Source organism: Antribacter soli, from assembly GCF_021568775.1.
Classification (GTDB): domain Bacteria; phylum Actinomycetota; class Actinomycetes; order Actinomycetales; family Cellulomonadaceae; genus Antribacter; species Antribacter soli.
Genome location: NZ_JAKGSG010000048.1, coordinates 1 through 3,837, shown reverse-complemented (window position 1 = coordinate 3,837; position 3,837 = coordinate 1). Strand labels below are relative to the sequence as shown.

The following is a 3,837-nucleotide window of genomic DNA, read 5'->3' as shown; positions in this document are numbered from 1 at the left end:
GGCGCCGCCCCCGCCCCCGCCCCCCCCGGCGCTGCCGGCCGGGCCGCGCCCCCCCCCCCCCCCCCCCCCCCCCCCCGGCCCGGGCCGGCGGGGGCCACGACGCCCCGTCGCGGTCCCCGGGGTATCAGCGCAGTGCTCGCCGCCCTCCGTCTGAGCATGGGCTGCCCGTCCACGGGCGCCCCTCAGGGGGAGGAACAACTTCGATGTCCACCACAGTCGTTGGATCGCTCGGCGGGGCGATCGGCGGGCGGTTCGTACCGTCCCGCGGTGAGGTCGTGCTTGTCGAGTTCGCCGGGAGGGTGTCCGCCGTCGACCCCGCCACCGGTGTGCTGTCCGTGCTCGGCTCGGGCTACCTGCAGCCCGAGGACGTCGTCGCCACCGGCGACGGGAGCACTCTGTACGTGAGCGAGCGGGGCGGCGCCCTGCTCAAGGCCGACCCGTCCGCGGCGGACCGTGCGAACGCGAGCGTCGTCGTGGACGGCCTGGGCGCGCTTCACCAGCTCGCCCTCGTGCCGGACGAGTCGGCCGTCCTGACGGTCGAGCACGGCCCGGGCGGGCGACTGCTGCGCATCGACCTCGGGTCGGGCGCGGTCGGCGTCGTCGCGTCGGGGCTGGACCACGCCGTCGGCCTCGCGCTCGACGACACGGCGACGGTCGCCTACGTCACGGAGCAGGGTTCGGGCGGGCGCCTGCTCGCCGTCGACGTCGCCTCGGGCGCGGTGTCCGTGCTGCTCACAGGCCTGACGGCGCCGTTCTACCTGACGCTCGCGGGTCCGTCGACGCTGCTCGTCGCGGAGCGCGACCCGGCGGACCGGGTCAGCCTCGTCGACGTGTCGGCGGCGGTTCCCGTCGTGGTGCCGGTGGCGGCGACGCCGTTCCGGCCGTCGTGCGTCGTCGTGCCCGACCCCACCGTCCACGAGGCCCTCGTGCTGTGCGACACGGAGGTGGCCCTGGTTTCGACCGAGGCGCCCGGCCTGGTCTTCGACCCGCTGGCCGGCCCGCTGTTCGTGGGCGGCTACCAGCGCGTCGGTTACCGGCTGACGGGCGGCCTCACGCCCGACGACATCACCTTCTGGCTGCCCGACGGCGAGCCCGCCGGTGCGGTCTCCCCGTCCCGGGACGCCACGTGGGACCCTTCGGCCCCGCACGTGATGCTCCTGGGCGGCCACACCCCCGGCCGGTACAAGCTGGTGGCGACCCGTACCGCGACGGGCGAGGACCTCGCCACCGCGGAGCTCGACCTGGTGGCGCAGTGGCCGGACCAGCAGGCGGGGCCGCCGGTGGCGTTCGTCGGCGCGTCGCAGCCGTGGGTCACGGGCGGCGCCTGGGGCGGCGGGCCGGTCGGTCCGCAGAACGTGAACGTCATCCCGGCGTCGGGCACGCGGCGTATCGCGATCGTCCTCGTGGACACCTCGGACAGCCGGTTCCCGACCACCGGCACGACGACGGCGGACCACCGGGCGCGCTGGGCGAACGAGCTGCTGGGGACCGCTGCCGACCCCGACGGGGTCGTGCGGAGCGTGCGCCGCTACTTCCAGGAGGTGTCGGACGGGCGGTTCGACGTGAGCCTCGTGGGCGGCGCCGCGGCAGGCCCGGTCCAGCTCCCAGGCGGGTGGACGAGCTACTTCACGTGGAACGCCGACCGCGGCTCGTGGTGGTTCAACGGCGACTACATCCAGGCAGTGGTGACCGCCGCCCAGGACGTCGTGGACTTCGACCAGGTGGACACGCTCGTGGCGGTGATGGGCTCCCTGACGGCACCGGTCCAGGCAGGCACGACCCTCTTCGCCTGGCCGGTGGCGTCCGGCGGCAACGTCACCTACCACCGCCCGGGCCAGACGGCGACGGTGCAGCGCTCGATCGCCGCGCTGAACATGCCGGTCGACTGGGACGTGGTCGACGGGCGTCGGATCCACGAGACGCTCAGCCACGAGATCGGCCACAACCTGGGCCTGCCGGACCTCTACATGAACGTCGACGGCTTCGACCCGGGGATGCAGGCGCGGGACGTCACCTCGTGGGACCTCATGTCGTGGGACGACCCGCTGCCGCACCTGTCGGTGGCGTCCAAGATGATGCTCGGCTGGGTCGACCCCGCACTCGTGCGCACGTACAACTTCGCGACCGGCGGGGGCGGCGTCGACGACACGTTCGACCTGCAGGCGACGGGCGCCCTGCAGGCCCCGGTGCCCGCGGGCCGCTCGGCGGCGGTCGAGGTGCGCCGGGCCGACGGCTGGAACTACTACTTCGAGTACCGGCGCGGGCAGGGGACCGACGTCGGCGACCGGCAGCTGCCGACGGACGGAGCCGTCTTCGGCACCGACGTCGTCTCGGGCGCGTTCGTGGCGCCGCAGTCGCGCCGGTCCACCGTGCGCCTGCTCGACGACGTCGACGGCGACGGCTCGGTGCTGACGACCAGCATGGACTACGAGGAGCTGGACCCGTCGGGGCCGGCGAGCTTCAGCTTCGACGTCCTGTCGACGGGGGGCGACAGTGCGCAGGTCCGCGTCCGCTACGGCGCCGGCGGGCGTCCGGACCCGTCGATCCGGCCCTGGCCGGGCGGCGACGTGTGGCAGAGCCCGGACATCGAGGTGCACAACGACCGGAACGCCGCCGACGCCGCGTGGCGCAACGTCCCGTGGGCGGGGCACACGAACCGGGTGGTCGCCAAGGTGGCCAACGGCGGCGACTTCGTGGCGACGGCTGTGCGCGTGAACTTCTTCGTGAAGGACTTCACCGTCGGCGGTGCGCCCGAGACGCCGATCGGCTCGGCCACGCACGACATCGCGCCCGGCGCGACCGTCGAGTTCGAGACCACGTGGACGCCGCCCGCGAACACGCCCACCGACGACGCCCACTACTGCGTCGTCGTGCGGATCCCGCTGTACCAGGACCCGGGGAACCCGGCGGTGGTGGAGCTCACGGAGCTCAACAACATCGCCCAGTCGAACTACACGCGGTTCATCTCGGCCTCGGCCTCGCCGTCGTCGCGCGGCATGACGCACGTGGCGGTGCACAACCCGCACCCGGAGCGGACCCGGGCGTGGGTCGTGGCGCAGCAGGACACCGACTGGTACCGGACGTACCTCGAGCACCAGTGGGTGTGGCTCGACCCGGGGGAGACGCGCCGCGTCGGCGTGATGTACGAGTCGCTGCTCGGCGACCCGGCCTTCGCCGCCACCGTGGGCGAACGCCGGCGCGAGGTGTGGAAGCGGCCGAGCCGGCTCGGCGTGGTCGGGCTGCTCGAGAACCCCCTCGACGACCGGCTGCACGCGGCCGAGCCGACCGGCGGTGCGACCGTGGAGCTCGCGTCGGGTCGCAAGACCCGGATCGAGCCGTTCGGCGTGGCCGAGCGGACCGTGCGCGGGCGGGTCACCACCGCCGACGACGGGTCACCGGTGACGTCCGGCGCGGTGCTCGTGGTCCTGCGGCCGAAGGGCTCGGCGAAGGGCGAGGTCACGATCCCCGCAGAGCTCGACGAGAAGGGGTGGTTCACGGTCCGGGTCAACCCGGAGCGGCTGGCGGAGGCGGAGCAGAAGGTGCCCGCGCGGCCGGCCTTGCCGACGTCGGAGAAGGTGTTCTCGCGCCTGCCCGAGCAGCTGCGCATCCTGCGCGAGCGGGCCGTGGCGGTTCAGCAGGCGGCGACGTCGTGGCAGCTCACGGCGGAGTACCTGGGGGCCTTCAGCCTGGCTGACAGCCGCAGTGCGCCGGTCTGGGCGACCTTCTGACGGACGCCGTGACGGGGTGGTGCACCGGGCCGGGCGCCGGTGCACCACCCCGCTCCGTACGGGGGCGGCTCACCCCCCCAACCGATTTGGCACGCGGGCCGGAGGCCGG

At 74.3% G+C, this 3,837-nt stretch carries 1 protein-coding gene; it reads left to right on the top strand.

Annotated elements, in window-relative coordinates:
- Nucleotides 1-203 precede the first annotated feature (203 nt).
- Entirely contained in the window at nucleotides 204-3,728 is a 3,525-nt protein-coding gene (locus L1785_RS17635; RefSeq protein WP_236090596.1) for a CARDB domain-containing protein, read from the top strand.
- The last annotated feature ends 109 nt before the right edge of the window (nucleotides 3,729-3,837 follow it).

Excerpts from the sequence above, each read along its gene's own strand:
- L1785_RS17635 (WP_236090596.1), top strand. The coding sequence starts at position 204 with ATGTCCACCACAGTCGTTGGATCGCTCGGCGGGGCGATCGGCGGGCGG.